Here is a 17,811-nt window from a genome sequence, read left to right as displayed (position 1 = left end):
GGGTTAGGGGCACAACATGAAGATAGGCTTACTGTTTGGTTCATTTAATCCTATACATATAGGGCATTTGATTATTGCCAATTATATGGCAAACCATACCACGCTTGATAAGGTGTGGCTGGTTGTATCGCCCCAGAATCCGTTAAAAAAGTATGGCGATCTGATCAACACTTATGACAGATTGGAGATGGCCCGCCTGGCTACTGATAATGCGACCAATATTAGTGTGAGCGATGTTGAGCTGAAGTTGCCCCAGCCATCGTATACCATTGATACCCTTGCCCATTTAAAGGAAAAATATCCCGAGCATGAGTTTGCCCTCATCATGGGTTCGGATAACCTTGGCTCCCTGCATAAGTGGAAAAACTATAAGCTTATCCTGCGCGATTATCGTATTTACGTGTACCCGCGCCCCGGCTATGAAAACGCCGAACTGGCCGACCACCCTTCGGTTACCATCACTATGACGCCGCTTATGGAACTTTCAGCAACGTTTATCCGCAAATCAATAGCCGAAAAAAAGAACGTACAGTTTTTTGTACCAGACCCGGTATTGAAATTTATTGAGAGCAAGAGCTTGTACAGGTAACTCTGTAAATCTAAATCGCCCATCATTGCTTCGTACCTTACAGCAATGACGGGCGATTAATAAGTGTGGGTTTACCCAATAAAATGATACAAAAACACTACTTCGCCGGTGAAAGCCGGTTTGCGTTGGTCTTTTATTTCAAGTTCGATGGCCATGGTGGATTTCGTTGTGCCACGAAGGTTAAGCAAGCTGGTTAGCTTTACTTTTAACCGTACCTCATTATCAACCAGCACCGGTTGTGCAAAACGAAGGTTTTCGATACCGTAATTAATTTCCATTTTCAGGTTTTCGATCTTTACGATCTCTTTCCATAGGTGAGGGATAAGTGAAAGTGTAAGGTAGCCATGTGCAATGGTTGACTTAAACGGACTTTCAGTTTTTGCCCTCTCCGGGTCGGTATGGATCCATTGATGATCGAGCGTTGCATCGGCAAATTTGTTGATCTGCTCCTGCGTAATGGTGTGCCATGATGATACGCCAAGGTCGTTGCCTACCTGCTGTTCAAACTCCTGAAAACTGCTGATTACAATCATATTGGGTTATTGATAGTTAGGTTTTTTTTAATATTGAAGCCGCAAAGGTATTAAATTATAGTGTTTATTCGCCCAGTAATGCCTTTAAGCTTTCCAGTGTATCAGCCTCTTCTTTGGGTTTATCATGCCGCCACCTCAATATCCGCGGGAACCGCAATGCTATGCCCGATTTATGACGGGTGGACTTATTGATCCCCTCAAAACCTATCTCAAACACTAACTCGGGCTTTACGGTACGTACGGGACCAAATTTTTCGATGGTATTGCGTTTTATAAAATAATCAACCTTGTTGATCTCCACGTCGGTAAGGCCCGAATAAGCCTTGGCAAAAGGCACCAGCTTATCGCCATCCCAAACGGCAAAAGTATAATCTGTGTACAGGTCGGCCCGGCGGCCATGCCCCTTTTGCGCATAGATCATCACAGCATCAACCGATAGCGGATCGATCTTCCATTTCCACCAATCACCCCTGCGGCGGCCTACCTGGTAGGCCGCGCTTTTGCGTTTCAACATGATCCCCTCGGCTATCATAGCGCGCGACTGATCCCTGATACTTCCAAGCTGCTCCCAGCTTTCAAACTGAATCAGCGATGAAATACGGAACACTTCGGAATATAGTGTTGCTGTTTGTAACTGTTCCAAAATTTCCCGTCTTTCGGTTTGGGTTTTATAGCGGATATCTTCACCTTTATGTTCCAGGCAATCGTAAGCAATAACGGCTACCGGGCTTTCTTCCAGAATTTTTTTGCTAAGATTTTTTCTGCCGATCCGTGTTTGCAACACATTAAACGGCATAGGCAAGCCATTTTGGAAACTGAGGATCTCACCGTCAATCACCGTACCATCGGGGAGGGCATTTAAAAAGAGATGCAACTCAGGAAACTTTTCAGTAGCCAGATCTTCGCCGCGGCTCCAGATAAATATTTCCCCATTACGCTTTATCATCTGCGCACGGATCCCATCCCACTTCCACTCAGCCTGCCAATCGGATGCATCACCGAGGGCGATCCCTACTTCGGCAGGAGTTTTTCGTTTTTCGGACGTTTCCTGGATAGGATAAGCCAGGAAAAAAGGGTAAGGCCGGGAAATATTTGCTTCGGCATCCTGCTCTGCCATCAATTGCGAAAACTGGTAAGTTTCGGGCAGCCAGCTCCCCATAATGCGATGGGTAAGTACTGCGGGTTCGAGTCCGGAAATATCCGCCAGCGCCTTGATTACCAGATTTTGCGATACCCCAACCCTGAAACTGCCGGTAAGCAGTTTGTTAAAAACAAAGCGCTCCTGGCTATCCAGCATGGCCCATGAATCCATCAGCCATTCTTTTTTCTGCTCTTCGGTTTTATCGTTAAGGGCATTGATCTCGGCTATCCATTCGGTGAGTGTTTTGCTGCTGCTTGCGTCACTTTGGGGCATAAGCAGCGCCATAGTTTCTGCCAAATCTCCCACTACATGATAGCTTTCCTCAAACAGCCAGGCAGGAATGTGTGATGCCTCGATGGCCCAGTTTCGTACCAGCGTTGAATTGATCTGCCGCTTTGGCCGGCGACCGGTAAACAAAGCAAGCATGTGCATTTTATCGGTATCGGGCACCGTATTAAAATAGTCTTTTAATACTTTAACCTTTTCGTTGGTTTTATTGGTTTCGTCAAGCGAAAGAAAGAGTTGGGCGAAGGCTTTCATGAATCGGCCCCTCCAACCTCACCTAAATCCTCTCCAAAGGAGAGGACTTCCTTTTCTGGTTCTCCGGCGCTTGGAGCCTCCCCTTCGGGGAGGTTGGAGGCTTCTTCTTCGCCTCCATACAAAGTATGCACCTCCCGGGCATTAAAACCGATCTCATTTAAATATCTCGAAAACGTGGCTGTGTATCCATGGGTTAGATAAACGCATTCACAGCCAGTAGCGTCGATAGCACTAATCAAACCGTCCCAATCAGCATGATCGGACAGAACAAAACCCCTGTCGGCGGCACGACGGCGTTTAGCCCCGCGGATAGCCATCCAACCCGAACAATAACCAAAACTATACGGCTGAAACTTACGCATCCAGGGCGTACCTACTGATGAGGGTGGCGCTATGATGATGCCTTTCCTAACTTCTTCTTTTGAGCTTTCCTGCGTAATTCTTTCGGTTGGGTTTAACAACACGCCATTACGGCGCAGGGCTTCATTGGTATTTTCGATAACACCATGAGTATAAACCTTGCCATTAAACAGATCGAGGTTTTGCAATATTCGTTGTGCTTTTCCTAAAGAATAACCCACCAATACGGTGGCCAGTCCGTTATCAAGGTTATTACGCCACCAGCTATTGATTTCGTTAAAAGTTTGTACCTGCGGCTTCCATTGGTAAACCGGCATCCCAAAAGTACACTCTGAAATAAAGTGATGGCATTTAACCGGCTCAAAAGGTTCGGAAATTCCGTCGTTCTCTACTTTATAATCGCCGGATACTACCCAAACCTCGCCTTTGTATTCAACCCGGATCTGCGCTGAGCCAATCACGTGGCCTGCAGGGAAGAGTGACACAGTAACACCATTCTTGTGTACTGTTTCATCATACTCAACAGTTTGCAGGTTGATTTCGCCAAGTCGGTACAGTAAAACCTCACGTGAGAGATGGTGGGCGAGATAATGTTTATGCCCCCAATAAGCATGATCGGCATGGGCATGGGTTATTACAGCATCATCAACCGGCTTCCATGGATCGATATAAAATTTGCCCTGCGCGCAGTAAATCCCTCTATCTGTAAATTCAAGCAGCGGTTTTTTAGCCATGATATATAAACTACTGATAAGCAAATTGGTTTGCCCCCCGGCCCCCTAAAGGGGGAGCTTTAAAGCGGGGGTATGCGCGATTCCCCTCTTGAGATGGGCGGAGGGGTGTGTTTATGCAAAGCGCTGATGAACGCAGCCGAAACACACCCCTGCTACCGCTCATTCCTTCGCGCACCCTCTCAAGAGGGGATTTTAAAAAATCTCACTTAAACCACAACCGCGCCTGCTTTTCATCCACCTGCAGCCCTACTTCCCGCCCCAATACCAAACTGTTATTATCCGGAATATGCCCGGCCGGGAAATCGAAACATACAGGGTAGTCGTATCCTTTAACTATATCCATCACTATTTGCGAAACAGTTTGACCGAAAGGGATATCATTATCTTTAATATCAGTAAAGCCGCCTACTACCAGGCCGGCAAGATTTTTTAGTTTACCGGCCCTGCCCAACATGCGCAGCATCCTGTCTACCGAGTAAAGATATTCGCCGACATCTTCAATAAAGAGAACCTTATTGTTATAATCCAGGTCGGACACCGAACCTGCCGCTGCTACCAACAGGGATAAATTACCGCCAACAATAACGCCGGTGGCTTCGCCGGACTTATTGGTATCATGTGTTGTAAATTCATAACTCAATTCTTCGCCAAATAACGCCCGCCTTAAAGTATCAATCGAATGTTTGGATGCATCGGGAATATTAACCGGCATTTGCCCATGTATGGTTTGTGCGCCATAATTGGTAAACAGGTGAGTGTGTAACAGGGTTATATCACTAAAGCCAATAAGCCATTTTGGATTTTGTGCAAAGCGACTGAAATCAACCTTGTCAATCATCCTGACTGTTCCGTAGCCTCCCCGGGCAGCAATGATGGCTTTGATACTGTCGTCATCAATAAACCGCTGCATATCGGCAGCCCTAAAATCGTCATCGCCGGCAAATTGGTGAAATGAGGCTTCTACAGTATCTCCCAAAACAACTTCCAGTCCCCAGCTCCGCAGAAGCTCGATAGCATCTGTCATGGGGTTGGGCAGTTTTTTGGCAGGGCAGGTGATGGCTATTTTGTCGCCTTTTTTGAGGTATGGAATTAGTCCGCAAGTCCGCAAGTCCGCAAGTCCGGAAGATTTTATATTATTCATTTGTAAATTATAGTAAAACTATGTGTTCGGTCTTCAGACTTTTCCGACTTTCGGACTTCCGACTTCCTCACTCCCACTTAAATCAATTATCTTTGCACACTATTTACCAAGGCGATATTTAATGTCACAACTCAACAAATATAAACGATTCACCATTACATCGGCCCTGCCTTATGCCAACGGCCCCTTACATATTGGTCACCTGGCGGGCGCTTACTTGCCGGCAGATATTTTTGTGCGGTATTTAAGGCTGAAAAAGAAGGACGTGGTGTACATATGCGGCTCGGATGAGCATGGTGCTGCTATTACCATCAAAGCCAAAAAAGAAGATACTACCCCGCAAGCCATTATCGATAAATACCACAAACAGATAAAAGATAGTTTTGAAGGGTTCGGTATCGCATTTGATATTTATCACCGTACCTCGTCGCCTATTCATCATGAGCTAAGCCAGGAGTTTTTCCTGAACCTGTATGAAAAGGACGAGTTTGTTGAGAAATTCTCTGATCAGTATTTTGACGAAGACTATCAACAATTCCTGGCCGACCGCTATATCATCGGTACCTGCCCTAACTGCGGTAATGAAAATGCCTACGGCGATCAGTGCGAGCGCTGCGGTACCTCCCTTAGCCCTACCGACCTTATCAACCCGATCTCGACCCTAAGTGGCAAAACGCCCGTGCTTAAATCAACCAAGCACTGGTACCTGCCCTTGGATAAATACCAGCCATGGCTGGAGCAATGGATAGATGCCAAAGAAGGCAGCTGGAAAGTGAATGTTTTTGGCCAGTGCAAATCATGGCTAAAATCTGGCCTGCAACCCCGCTCCATGACCCGCGACCTTGACTGGGGTATCGACGTTCCATTAGCCGAAGCCAAAGGCAAAAAGCTTTACGTGTGGATGGATGCGCCTATCGGTTATATTTCGGCTACCAAGCAATGGGCTATTGATAACAAAAAAGACTGGAAGTTATACTGGAAAAAACAAGCCGACGAGCAGGACGATGCTTGCTTATTGCATTTTATCGGTAAGGATAATATCGTATTCCATTGTATTATTTTCCCATCGATACTGCATGCGCACGGCGAATATATTTTGCCGCAAAACGTACCGGCCAACGAGTTTTTGAATTTAGAGGGTGATAAACTTTCCACTTCACGTAACCACGCGGTTTGGCTGCATGAGTACCTGGAAGAGTTTCCGGGCAAACAGGATGAATTACGCTATGTACTAACCTCCATCCTACCCGAAACCAGCGACAGCGAATTTACCTGGAAAGATTACCAGGCCCGTGTTAACAACGAGCTGGTAGCCATATTAGGTAACTTTGTGAACCGCGTAATGATATTGATGCACAAATTTTACAATGGTAAAATTGAGGCGGATACCGACAGGATTGAATTTACCGACGAAAGCCTGAGCAACGGCATCGGCGAATATTACGACGAGATAGAGAAGAACCTTGAAGCTTACCGCTACCGCCAGGCTTTGCAGGCGGTAATGGATATGGCCCGCTTAGGTAACCGCTACCTGACCGAAAAAGAGCCGTGGAAAACCATTAAAACAGACCCTGCCGCTGCCAAAGAAGCGCTGCACAACTGTTTGGTACTGATTGGTCATTTGGCTACTGCTGCGCAGGCGTTTTTACCGGCTACAGCTAAGAAGATCATTACCATGCTTAACCTGCCAAATGAGCCAATTGCTTATGAGCAGGAAATGTATTTCAACAACGGTCACCAGTTGAACCCGGCTGCGCTGTTGTTTGAAAAGGTAGAGGACGATGTGATAGAAGCCCAGCTTAAAAAACTTGCAGATAAAAAGGTAGTAGCTCCACCAAAATCGGCCGATGTGCTGCCAGCAAAGGAAAACGTTAATTACGAAACCTTTGCCACCATGGATATCCGTACGGGTACCATTTTAGCTGCCGAAAAGGTTGCCAAAACCAAAAAGCTGCTTAAGCTCACAATTGATACCGGTATCGACGAACGCACCGTAGTATCAGGCATTGCCGAATATTACGAGCCGGAGAACATCATCGGTCAAAAAGTGAGCATCCTGGTAAACCTGGAGCCAAGGGAGATCAAAGGCATTGTATCGCAAGGCATGATCCTGATGGCCGAAAACAGCGAAGGCAAGCTGAGCTTTGTTGCCCCTACTGAAGATTTCCACAATGGCGCAGTAATCCGTTAAATGTGCAGATTTCAGATGCGAAGATGCGCAAATGAGCAGTTTTTAAATTTTGAATTTTAGGGTGTGATTTTTCATCGAAAAATTGCACCTTTGCAAACTAAATAAAAGATCGGCCTTTTTTGAGGCTGATTTTTAAACGGTCCCGTAGTTCAACGGATAGAATAGGAGTTTCCTAAACTCTAGATATGAGTTCGATTCTCGTCGGGACCACGTATACTTATTTCAAGAGCAATCATAAGCCTGTAAATGTTTAATTTACAGGCTTTTTAGTTTTGGTAAAATGACCATTTTAACATCATTTATTATAAACCCTGATTGCCTTAACTTTTACCCGTAGATTAAGCTATGCAATCGTTCTTTTTGGTACAAGCCTATTCAGAACGGAGTGTTTTCACCGGATTAGCCATTGCAGCCTTTATCGCCTGAAAGCTTACGGTAATCAGCGCAATGGCTAAAGCGGCAAATCCAGCTATGGCGAACATCCAATATTGTATTGTTGTCCGGTATGTATAGCTCTGCAGCCAGTTGTGCATCAACCACCATGCTACCGGAAAAGCAATAACACATGAAACAGTTACCAATTGCAGAAATTCTTTAGCCAGTAAACCGGTTAGTGCTGTAACAGATGCGCCGAGTACTTTCCTTACACCAATCTCTTTTGTACGGCGTTCGGCCGTATATGCAGCCAATCCAAATAAGCCCAAACAGGAAATAAAGATGGCGAGCATGGCAAACAATCCTGCAAGGCTACCAATAAGCGTTTCGGAGGAAAACAGATCATTAAAATCTTTGTCGGCAAACCTGAATTCAAAGGGGAAACCCGGGTTTTCCTTCATCATTACCTCACGGGTTTTTTCCAACCCCTTCGACAAGTTTACGTTTGGTTTAAAGCGCAAGGCCATCACAGTGGCTGAATAATTACCGTTAAACATTACTAAAGGGGCTCCACTTCCATATACATCATTGTATATAAAATCTTTAATTATGCCAACTATGGATAGTTTGTATCGTCCCGTGGCTATTATGCTTCCAAGTTTACCTTCTTTACCCATCAATCTGGCCATGCTTTCATTGATAATCACACTTGTACTATCCACCATACCGGGGTAAAAATCCCGCCCTTCAACCAATTGCATATGCATGGTCTTCACGTATTCAGCACTAACCACGTTTGAATGAATTGCAAGTTTAGCATTTGGATTTTTTCCCTGCCAACTAAAGCCGTCGCCAACACTATACACGTGCAATGCATCGTGTAAACTTGTTGCTGCGTTTTCAACATACCCCGTTGCAGTAAGATCGTTTTTTATGGTGCTGAAGTGGTCTTTCATGTTGCCTTGCATATCCATATAAATGAGGTTATTCTTATTATAACCCAAATCTCTTTCCTTTATATGCTGAACTTGCCTGTAAACCACTATAGTGGATATAATCAAAATAACGGATGAGGCAAATTGTATGATCACCAGCCCCTTGCGAATAAAAATAACACTTGCGGCGCTTTTTACTTTAATGCCTTTTAAAGCTGTTATCGGATTAAATGACGATAAATAAAAGGCCGGATAAAGTCCGGCAACAATCCCGGCTATTATACCGATACCCAGCAGTCCCCCGAGATGGGTAAGGCCAAACAAGTTAACTGATAGCTGTTTTTGTACAAGGTTATTGTAAAATGGCATTAATATGTACAACAGGGCTACGGCCATTATTATTGCAATAAATGACATCAGCATTGATTCGCTGATAAATTTTCCTATTAAATTTACCTTGTTTGCTCCTATGACCTTAAGCACGCCTACCTCTTTACCACGCTGCTCCGAACGTGCTGTGGATAGATTCATAAAATTGATGCAGGCTATAAGCAGAACAATAATCGCTATCATTGAAAAAAGCTTTACGTACTTTATACTGCCTCCGTTTTGCATGCCGTTTACAAAATTGCTTCGCAAATGCCAGTCATTCATGCTAAACAAAAAACACTGATTGGTTGCTTTATCAACTTTAGTGGCTAAATAGGTTTTTAATTTTTTATTAATGGTTGCAGTGTCGGCCGTTGGCGAAAGCTCAACAATGGTTTCTGTAAGGTTATTGCCCCAGGGCTTTAACCAGGTATTTGCATTTTCCCATGTGGTATACGGAGAAAGCCATTGAAAATGATAATAGCAATTTGCAGGCAGATCTTTGTATACACCGGTAATCTTATAAAGCCCGTCAACGCTATATGCTCCTTTAGCATTCATTCTGATGGTTTTCCCAACTGGATTACTGTTACCAAAAAATTTGCGGGCCCTGGTCTCACTGATTACCACATCATTAGGATTGTTCAATGCTGTTGTAAGGTCCCCATAAATAAAGGTTAACGAATACATAGAAAGTACCGAAGGATCAGCGTACATACCGTTTTCTTTAACAGTTTTTTCACCTAATACAACAAGTTCATCCATTGCCCAACTGAGCCGCCCGCTATTAACAATCCCGGGGATCTCCGCTTTCAAAGCTGCAGCGAGCGGCCCCGGCGTTGAACCGTTAGTATTTATGCCTGCATCGCTTTTTTCATTTTGCATAACATGATACAAGTGGTCGCGCTTCGCGAAATTGTGGTTGAAATTCAATTCATCTTCAACCCACATAAAAATTAGCGCGGCACTAACTATACCTGTCGCCAAACCCACAATGTTTAAGGAGCTATAAACCTTATTCTTTTTTAAATTTCGCCATGCGGCTTTGAAATAATTTTCAAACATATTGTTGCGATTTAATTTGTAAGCAGGCCACTTAGTTAGCGGATCATGACTCAAAATTAACGGCGCAAGTTGGTTGCTACCTCCCAGGTTATAAGATGGGAGTACTTTTTGAAGGTGATTTTTATATTCAAGCGGGCTTTTTCCGGTTAGCTGCTTAAAAATACGGTGAAAGCTACTTTGCGAATTGAAGCCCGATTCAAAAGCGATTCCGAGAACGGTTATATGATCATAAGCAGGGTCTTGCATTTTACGGGTCGCCGCCCTAACACGGTACGCATTGATGAAATCATTAAAGGTTTTTTTTAGCGCCTGATTGAGGATCCGCGATAGTTCGTGTGCGGTAATGCCCAGCTTTTCTGCAAGAGAACTTAAACTTAATTCAGGGTCCTCGTAATACCGGTTCTGTTCAACAACCCTTTTAAGCCAGATTCCTTTTTGCTTAAGATCCGATGTTAGCAAAGGCGTTAAATTTAAAACAGCGGTTGACTGTACTTCAATTTCCTGTCTTAAAAATGCCCTGGCTGCCATACATATCAAAGTCACCATCAAGAGAAAATTGATGGGATAGTAGGCTTGAACGCTTAATTCGTAACGGTAAAAGCAATAGTCGGCAACCGTAAAAGGTATCCACAGCAACCATATTAACCCCAAGCCCGAAAGTAGGTTTTGAAGCCATCGAAACTCGTGCCGGTACCGGTCCCCGCCATTGAATTTCATTTCCTTATAAAAGTTTTGGCTCAAAATATAACATCGGTATAAGTAAACAATGACCGAGATGAATGTTAAAAAATGAATGCCAGAGTTTGATAATTGAAATAGAAGTGAATTGTAATTTATCAGCCCTGTTTTAAGGGCTTTGTTTGCCTGTAAAAGATAAAAGCTTAATTCCAGCAACGAGGGAACAAAGTGTAGTAAATCCTGGCGTTTGAGTTTTTGTTTAGGATAAATTATGCTTCGTGCGTAGAAATAAAGCAGAGGCCCCAGCGCCAGTGAATAGTGCAGGGGCAGCAAGTTCCAAATCGGATTATAGCTGAAGAGTTTACTACCTATCCCAACAATTTGCCCCATCCACAACGCTGCTATAGTAACGAGAATTGCCAAAAAACGGTTTGCTAACTGATTGCCTCTCCTAACGAACAATAGGAGGAACGCCAAAGTAAATGCGATGAATAGCATTCCGAAAAAGGCGAGATCATAAAGGGTAATATGAAACGTATAGGTTTTCAACTAATACAAAATCTCAATTCACGATCCAGAAACGCAATTATCTAACCAGCAAAATGTTATCTGATATTTCAAGTATAAACTGTATCGAAAGCGAACAAAATAATGTCCGTTTTTGAATTAACTTTTAATCACATTGCTTGTATCCTCTGAAAAGGTATTCGGCTCTCATATTTTAACGGCTATTAAAATAAACAAAAGCCTGCAAATGTTGATTTGCAGACTTTTATTTATTCATCAAAGCAATAAAAATTTTACCCCTGCTCAATCTGCTTCAAACTATCCATCTTCTTATACGCCAAAAACCCTTTGATGTCCTCAAAATGTTCACGTACGCGTTTATTGCCAAACTCGAATACCTTTTGCACCAGCCCGTCCAGGAAATCCCTGTCGTGAGATACCAGGATCAGCGTTCCGTCAAAATCTCTTAGGGCATCTTTGATGATATCCTTGGTCTTCATATCCAGGTGGTTGGTTGGCTCATCCAGGATCAGTACGTTTACAGGCTCCAGCAATAGCTTGATCATGGCCAAACGCGTTTTCTCGCCGCCCGAAAGTACCTTTACCTTTTTGGTGGTGTCATCACCGCTAAACATAAATGCACCCAAAAGGTCTTTAATCTTTACCGTGCCATCACTTAACGGGATCTGGTCGATAGTTTCAAAAACCGTTAAATTCTCATCTAATAAAGCTGCCTGGTTTTGGGCAAAATACCCGATCTTGGCATTGTGACCTACTTTTAAACTTCCTTCAAAATCAATCTCGCCCATAATAGCTTTGATCATGGTCGATTTGCCTTCACCGTTTTTACCAACAAAAGCTACTTTTTCGCCCCGCTCAATCACCATGGCTGCCTTTTGGAACACCACATGATCGCCATAGGTTTTTGTCAGGTCTTCAACCATTACCGGGTACTGACCAGAACGTGGCGACGGCGGAAATTTCAAGCGCAATGCCGAAGTATCCACTTCGTCGATCTCGATAACCTCAAGCTTTTCGAGCATTTTCACGCGGGATTGTACCTGTAAAGTTTTAGAATATGTACCTCTGAACCGATCTATAAATTCCTGGTTATCGGCTATAAAACGCTGTTGTTCTTCGTATGCTTTTAATTGATGTACCCGGCGGTCGGCACGCAGCTGAAGATAATGGGTGTATTTGGCTTTATAATCGTAGATTCTGCCCATGGTTACCTCGATGGTACGGTTGGTGATGTTATCAACAAAGGTACGGTCGTGGGAGATAACCATCACTGCCTTTGCCGAGTTTACCAGGAAATCTTCCAGCCATTGTATACTCTCAATATCCATGTGGTTGGTGGGCTCATCCAGCAAGATCAGGTCTGGTTTCTTTAACAGAATTTTGGCCAGCTCGATGCGCATTCGCCACCCGCCCGAAAATTCAGAAGTTTGGCGGGTAAAGTCTTTCCGCTCAAAACCTAATCCTTTCAACACCTTTTCTACTTCTGCATCATAATTCACCTCTTCCTGCGAGTAAACTTTTTCGCTCAGCTCCGATACCCGTTCAATAAGCTTCATGTAGTCGTCACTATCGTAATCGGTGCGAATGTTCAGCTGCTCATTCACTTCGTCCAGCTCTTTCTGCATCTGATTGGCCTCGTCAAAAGCTTTCATCGTTTCCTCAAAAACGGTAACGTTATCCTGGGTAAGCAAGTGCTGCGGCAAATACGCTATTACCGCGTCCTTTGGTCCGGTTACGTTGCCGGTAGTAGGTTTGGCCGCGCCGGCGATGATCTTGAGGATGGTCGACTTGCCTGCGCCATTCTTACCCATCAGGGCTATCTTATCGTTCTCGTTTATAGAGAAGGTTACGTCACTAAATAAGGTGGTTCCGCCAAATGAAACGGAGATGTTGTTGACATTGATCACTGTATCCTAATATTGAATTTTGCGCAAAGATAAGTGAAAGACATAGAATTATGGCAGGAACTATGAAGAGGCTATCGGATCGCGGTTGACTATACCGATGTTGAAGATTTGCAATCCACCTATATCAAAAAAATAAATAGCAAATGGCCCAATCTAAGCTATGAGCTTAGAAATATCCTCGCTGAGGCAGAATTATCAGTAAAAAGCCTTCAATCTTCAGATCAAAGGCTTCTTACTGATATAGGTTAACGGTGCGGAGATCATTTAACCATCCGCTGAATCTCCGCTGTTTCCTTTTAATAGTAAACCAGGGTTACTGGGTAATATTCACCGTTCCCATATCAGTGACGGTGCCGTTTGTTACCGAAATGTTAGTTACTGTTTTGATGGCATAGGGGCTAACCGGCACAAATTTCACCTGGTAACTGCCCGCTGCCAGGCCAGGGAAATAATATTTGCCGGTGGCATCTGTAGTTGAGCCAATGGTGTCGGCACCCGTAATAGCATATACCTTCGGTGAGGATGCTGCCGGGCTAACCACACCGGTCAGCGCACCCGAAGCGGCAGTGGCAATTGCGCGGATCACCGGTTTGAGGATATACTTGCCGTTACCGGTCAGCACAACAGATTGCGCGGCGTCAAAGTCCAAACGCATGGTATAGGCAATACCGGCGGTAAGCTTATCATGAACGTTCAGCTTCACGCCGGAGGTCTGGCCACTTGGCGTGGTCAGGTCATATGACACTCCAGCTACAATTACACGGTTACCGCTGTCGTTCAACACCAGGCGCACCTGCTGAATAGTCCCTGCGGGGATATCCTGATCGGCCAGCACAGTATCACGGCCAGAACGGAAACGCAGGATATCAACCGCGCCTCCATTCACATTGAGCGTTTGTTCACCTTTGTCGGTTACTATGATCACACTTTTGATATTCAGGATCACGGCGTCAAAAGCGCCAGGGGCATCGGTCATTTTCACGGTCACGTGGGCGGTACTCCCGTTATTGGTACTATCCTTTTTACAGGAAAAGAGCATAAGGCTTAGGGCTGCAGTAAATAAAAATAGCTTTTTCATGATTTAAAAAGTTTGTTTATTGAGGGAACAAATCCGCCTATTTTTTGTGCCAATGTGACGATGAATGATGTGATTGTGTCGACGAATAGGCTCATAGCAGCTTGCAGCAATGCTTTACACCTCTTTCCCGGAAGCACAATTCATTCTTTTCGCAAGAAATTATCATGCCATGTCCCCTTTTACCAAAGCCGATCGTCAATAGCACAAACAATAAACTATGAAAAGTGCATTACATATTATTTCAAGCGCGCGCGGCGCGTTGTCGTACAGCCGGTGTCTCAGCACAGCAATCATTAATAAGCTCATCGATAAAGGTGAAATCGACAAGGTAGTAGAAAGGGATTTGGCCAAAGCATCTCCGCCGTTTTTGGATGAGGCATTGATCTGGGAGTTCTATAAATTTCCGGAGATGATTGACGAGAGAGGGAAAAGATTGCTTAGCTATGCCAATGCTATTTTCAACGAGATGAACGAGGCTGAAATCATTGTCATAAGTACGCCTATGCATAACCTGGGAATATCTTCTCTTTTAAAAGCCTGGCTCGATCAACTGGTACGTATGGGTATCAGCTATAAGTTTAATGCGGATGGCACAAAAACAGGCTGCCTAACCAGCAAAAAGGTATATTTGGCTATAGCATCCGGCGGAAGACTGGCATATTGGCCCAGGGAGTATGAGTTTATCGAATCATATATAAAAGCAGTATTTAGTGCCTATGCCGGAATTACCGACGTTTGCACCTACAGAGTTGAGGGTACTGCCGAGCCAAATTTCAGAGTAGATTACGAAGGCATTATACAAAACCTTTAGTTACAGATATGAAAGAGTTTATGCTGATTTTCAGGATGAAAGACGTTGAGGATTTTAAGCCGACACCGGAACAGATACAGGAACGCCTGAACTGGCTGGCCGGTATTGCCGCTCAAAATAAGTTGGTAGACCATGGCAATTCTCTATTACCGTTTTCGGGAAGCGCGGCAACTATACGGGCTGGCGGCGTAGTGACCGATGGGCCATATACCGAAATTAAGGAGTTTATAGTAGGCTATGTTATTATAAGGGCAGAAACAATTGATGAAGCGGTTGAATTGGTTAAAGATAGTCCAATCTTCAAGCTTGGAGGAAACGTTGAAATCAGGGAAGTTTTAAAACGTTAGCGATATTGGAGGCTACGCAATTGAACAATAATACTTTATTGACTGAGCTTTACAGGCAGGAATACCTTAAGATGATTGCTGTGTTGTGCCGCTATTTTGGATTGAAGCATATTGAAATTGCAGAAGATATCATTGGCGAAACGTTCCTTAAAGCATCTGAAAGCTGGACCATCGCCGGTGTCCCTGAAAACCCCGTGGCCTGGCTTTATACTGTTGCTCAAAACAAGGCGAAAGATCATTTTAAACGTGCTACGATTTTTGACACGAAGATTGCAGCCAACATTAAACAGAACACAGTAGAATCGGAACCAGATGTTGAATTCGGGAGTGAGCCTATTGGAGACAGCCAGTTGGCTATGATCTTTGCAGTTTGTGATCCGGATAATTCTGCCGGGAGCCAGATCTGCCTGGCGCTCCGGATCCTTTGCGGTTTTACCATAGAAGAAATCGCCAATGCTTTTTTGACCAAAACAGAGACTATAAAAAAACGCTTGCACCGGGCCAAAACCAGCCTTCGCAACAGCCATTTCCAGATCGGGGTATTAACTGAATCCAATATTAAGTTTCGCTTAGATAACGTACTTAAAACATTATACCTGTTATTTAATGAAGGTTATTTTTCAAAAACAAATGATCAACTGATCAGGAATGAACTCTGTGCAGAAGCCATAAGACTAACACTTATCCTGACAGCAAACCCGTTAACCGATACAACGCAAACCAAAGCGCTCCTGGCTCTGATGTGTTACCAAAGCTCGCGGCTTGAAGCACGTACTAACAATAGTGGCGAAATTATTCTTTATGACGAACAGGATCAAAATCTGTGGAATAAAGATCTCATTGAAAAAGGTAATTACTATTTTGTACAATCCTGTCAGGGTAATCAAGCCTCAAAATATCACCTCGAAGCGGGTATCGCCTATTGGCATACCAAACCTGCAGATCGCGATAAGTGGCAGCCTATTTTACAACTTTATAATCAGCTTATTTTAATAGAATACTCACCTATAACCGCATTGAACAGGGCATTTGCCATTGCCAGGGTTTACGGACATGAAAAAGCTATACGGGAGACAGAGAAACTAAAACTGATTGATAGCGATCACTATCACAAGCTATTAGGCTATTTGTATGAAACGGTAGATGTTAATAAAGCGGTTGAACAATACAGCCGGGCGGCTCAAATAACCAGGGCTAAAACAGTAAAACAAGCTTTGAATAAAAAAATAGAACAATTAAGACGCTGAAGCTGCCATAAGAAAGAAGCCCTTTAAACGGTTAACGAATAAATACATTCTTCACAATTATCAATCCCTCTTTCTTTTAAAATTAAATACCTGTATTTTAGATAATTAATTTTGCCCGCCCGGGTAGAATTCGCCGAAAGGCATTACCAGTTTTAAACCGATATTTAATAATAACAAAAATGGAACAGCAACCTAACCAGCCATCACCCGAAAACATTATGAAAATTGGCACAGGATTTTGGGCCTCAAAAATCCTTTTAACCGCCGTCAGTTTTCAATTGTTCACCCGGCTTGCCGAAAAGAAAACCATGAAAGCCAACGATATCAAAAACATTTTAGGGCTTAAATGTACCGACAGGAATGTTTATGATTTTTTAGATGCTTTAACCGTGTTTGGTTTTTTAAAGCGTGAAGGCATCTTAGATACCGCTATTTATTCAAATACGCCGGACACTGATACATTTTTAGATAAAAACAAGCCATCATACATTGGCGGCATCCTCGAAATGATGAACAATCGCTTATATACATTTTGGGGTAGCCTGGGTGAAGGGCTGCTTACCGGGCTTCCGCAAAACGAAATAAAAAAAAGCGAGGATTTTTTTGGCTTAATATATTCAGATCCTGAAAAATTGAAAGGGTTTATTAATGCAATGAGTGGCATTCAAATGGGGAATTTTATGGCCTTTGCTCAAAAATTTGATTTTACCCAATATAAAACACTGATTGATGTAGGCGGTTCGGCCGGGCTACTTTCATTGATGGTTGCCAGGCATAATGCCCATATGCGTTGCACCAGTTTTGACCTCCCGCCGGTTGAACCAGTTGCAATCGCAACTATACAGCAATTCGGGCTATCCGAACAGGTAAAAGCAGCAAGCGGCGACTTCTTCACTATGCCGATACCCAATGCTGATGTGGTTGTAATGGGAAATATCCTGCATGATTGGGACGAGGAAAATAAAATATCATTAATGAAAAAAGCTTATGACGCGCTCCCCGCCAACGGAGCATTTGTAGCTATCGAAAACATAATAGATAGCGAGCGGAAGCAAAATGTTTTTGGAATGATGATGAGTTTGAATATGCTTATTGAAACAGGCACCGGGTTTGATTACACATTTGCCGACTTTAACAGATGGGCAAATATTGCCGGGTTTAAATCAACTTCAATCATTCCATTAACCGGGCCATCAAGCGCGGCAATTGCATACAAGTAGATGAGTGGTTCGATATTACAAA

13 protein-coding genes and 1 tRNA gene are annotated in these 17,811 nt (G+C 43.7%); 7 read left to right on the top strand and 7 right to left on the bottom strand.

The annotated features are described in order from the left end of the window. The first annotated feature begins 16 nt into the window (after positions 1–16). Positions 17–589 (top strand): nicotinate (nicotinamide) nucleotide adenylyltransferase, encoded by a 573-nt coding sequence (nadD, locus tag ACEN82_RS27370; RefSeq protein ID WP_091173065.1) that lies wholly within the window; start codon positions 17–19, stop codon positions 587–589. A 71-nt stretch (positions 590–660) separates the two neighbouring features. On the opposite strand, the gene ACEN82_RS27365 is transcribed toward nadD, so the two are convergent. From ACEN82_RS27365 to ACEN82_RS27350, 4 genes are all read right to left on the bottom strand, one after another. Continuing rightward, positions 661–1,122 carry a MaoC family dehydratase gene (locus ACEN82_RS27365; protein ID WP_090534746.1) on the bottom strand — a complete coding sequence of 154 codons (462 nt, stop codon included), beginning with the start codon at positions 1,120–1,122 and terminating at the stop codon, positions 661–663. A 64-nt stretch (positions 1,123–1,186) separates the two neighbouring features. Continuing rightward, positions 1,187–2,803 carry an ATP-dependent DNA ligase gene (locus ACEN82_RS27360; RefSeq protein ID WP_413321205.1) on the bottom strand — a complete coding sequence of 539 codons (1,617 nt, stop codon included), beginning with the start codon at positions 2,801–2,803 and terminating at the stop codon, positions 1,187–1,189. Then, the gene (locus ACEN82_RS27355; protein ID WP_413321206.1) at positions 2,800–3,897 is read right to left on the bottom strand and encodes a ligase-associated DNA damage response exonuclease; all 1,098 of its coding nucleotides are present in this window, start codon (positions 3,895–3,897) and stop codon (positions 2,800–2,802) included. Before ACEN82_RS27355 ends, ACEN82_RS27360 begins: the two co-directional genes overlap by 4 nt. A gap of 202 nt (positions 3,898–4,099) precedes the next feature. Then, positions 4,100–5,038: a S66 peptidase family protein gene (locus ACEN82_RS27350; protein ID WP_413321207.1), complete on the bottom strand. Its 939-nt coding sequence runs from the start codon at positions 5,036–5,038 to the stop codon at positions 4,100–4,102. A gap of 121 nt (positions 5,039–5,159) precedes the next feature. On the opposite strand from ACEN82_RS27350, the gene metG reads away from it, so the two are divergent. Next, on the top strand, positions 5,160–7,229 hold the full coding sequence (gene metG / locus ACEN82_RS27345) for a methionine--tRNA ligase (protein WP_413321208.1): 2,070 nt from the start codon (positions 5,160–5,162) through the stop codon (positions 7,227–7,229). Between the two features lie 138 nt (positions 7,230–7,367). Further along, positions 7,368–7,439 (top strand) — tRNA-Arg (locus tag ACEN82_RS27340). 161 nt (positions 7,440–7,600) lie between these two features. On the opposite strand, the gene ACEN82_RS27335 is transcribed toward ACEN82_RS27340, so the two are convergent. From ACEN82_RS27335 to ACEN82_RS27325, 3 genes are all read right to left on the bottom strand, one after another. Next, entirely contained in the window at positions 7,601–10,690 is a 3,090-nt protein-coding gene (locus ACEN82_RS27335) for an ABC transporter permease (RefSeq protein ID WP_413321209.1), read from the bottom strand. 761 nt (positions 10,691–11,451) lie between these two features. Further along, entirely contained in the window at positions 11,452–13,086 is a 1,635-nt protein-coding gene (locus tag ACEN82_RS27330; RefSeq protein WP_413321210.1) for an ABC-F family ATP-binding cassette domain-containing protein, read from the bottom strand. Positions 13,087–13,399: 313 nt separating this feature from the next. Next, complete coding sequence (locus tag ACEN82_RS27325) at positions 13,400–14,164, bottom strand: DUF4382 domain-containing protein (RefSeq protein WP_413321211.1); 765 nt, start codon at positions 14,162–14,164, stop codon at positions 13,400–13,402. Positions 14,165–14,381: 217 nt separating this feature from the next. On the opposite strand from ACEN82_RS27325, the gene ACEN82_RS27320 reads away from it, so the two are divergent. The 4 genes from ACEN82_RS27320 (at position 14,382) to ACEN82_RS27305 (ending at position 17,789) form a co-directional block, all read left to right on the top strand. Then, positions 14,382–14,975, top strand: coding sequence for an FMN-dependent NADH-azoreductase (locus ACEN82_RS27320; RefSeq protein WP_413321212.1), 594 nt, complete (start codon positions 14,382–14,384; stop codon positions 14,973–14,975). An 8-nt stretch (positions 14,976–14,983) separates the two neighbouring features. Beyond that, positions 14,984–15,322, top strand: coding sequence for a YciI family protein (locus ACEN82_RS27315; protein WP_413321213.1), 339 nt, complete (start codon positions 14,984–14,986; stop codon positions 15,320–15,322). Positions 15,323–15,342: 20 nt separating this feature from the next. Then, positions 15,343–16,569, top strand: coding sequence for an RNA polymerase sigma factor (locus tag ACEN82_RS27310; protein ID WP_413321214.1), 1,227 nt, complete (start codon positions 15,343–15,345; stop codon positions 16,567–16,569). Between the two features lie 179 nt (positions 16,570–16,748). Next, positions 16,749–17,789 (top strand): methyltransferase, encoded by a 1,041-nt coding sequence (locus tag ACEN82_RS27305; RefSeq protein WP_176628812.1) that lies wholly within the window; start codon positions 16,749–16,751, stop codon positions 17,787–17,789. Positions 17,790–17,811: the final 22 nt, after the last annotated feature.

It is taken from the genome of Mucilaginibacter sp. Mucisp73, from assembly GCF_059491465.1.
This window is presented reverse-complemented; position numbering and strand designations above follow the sequence as displayed.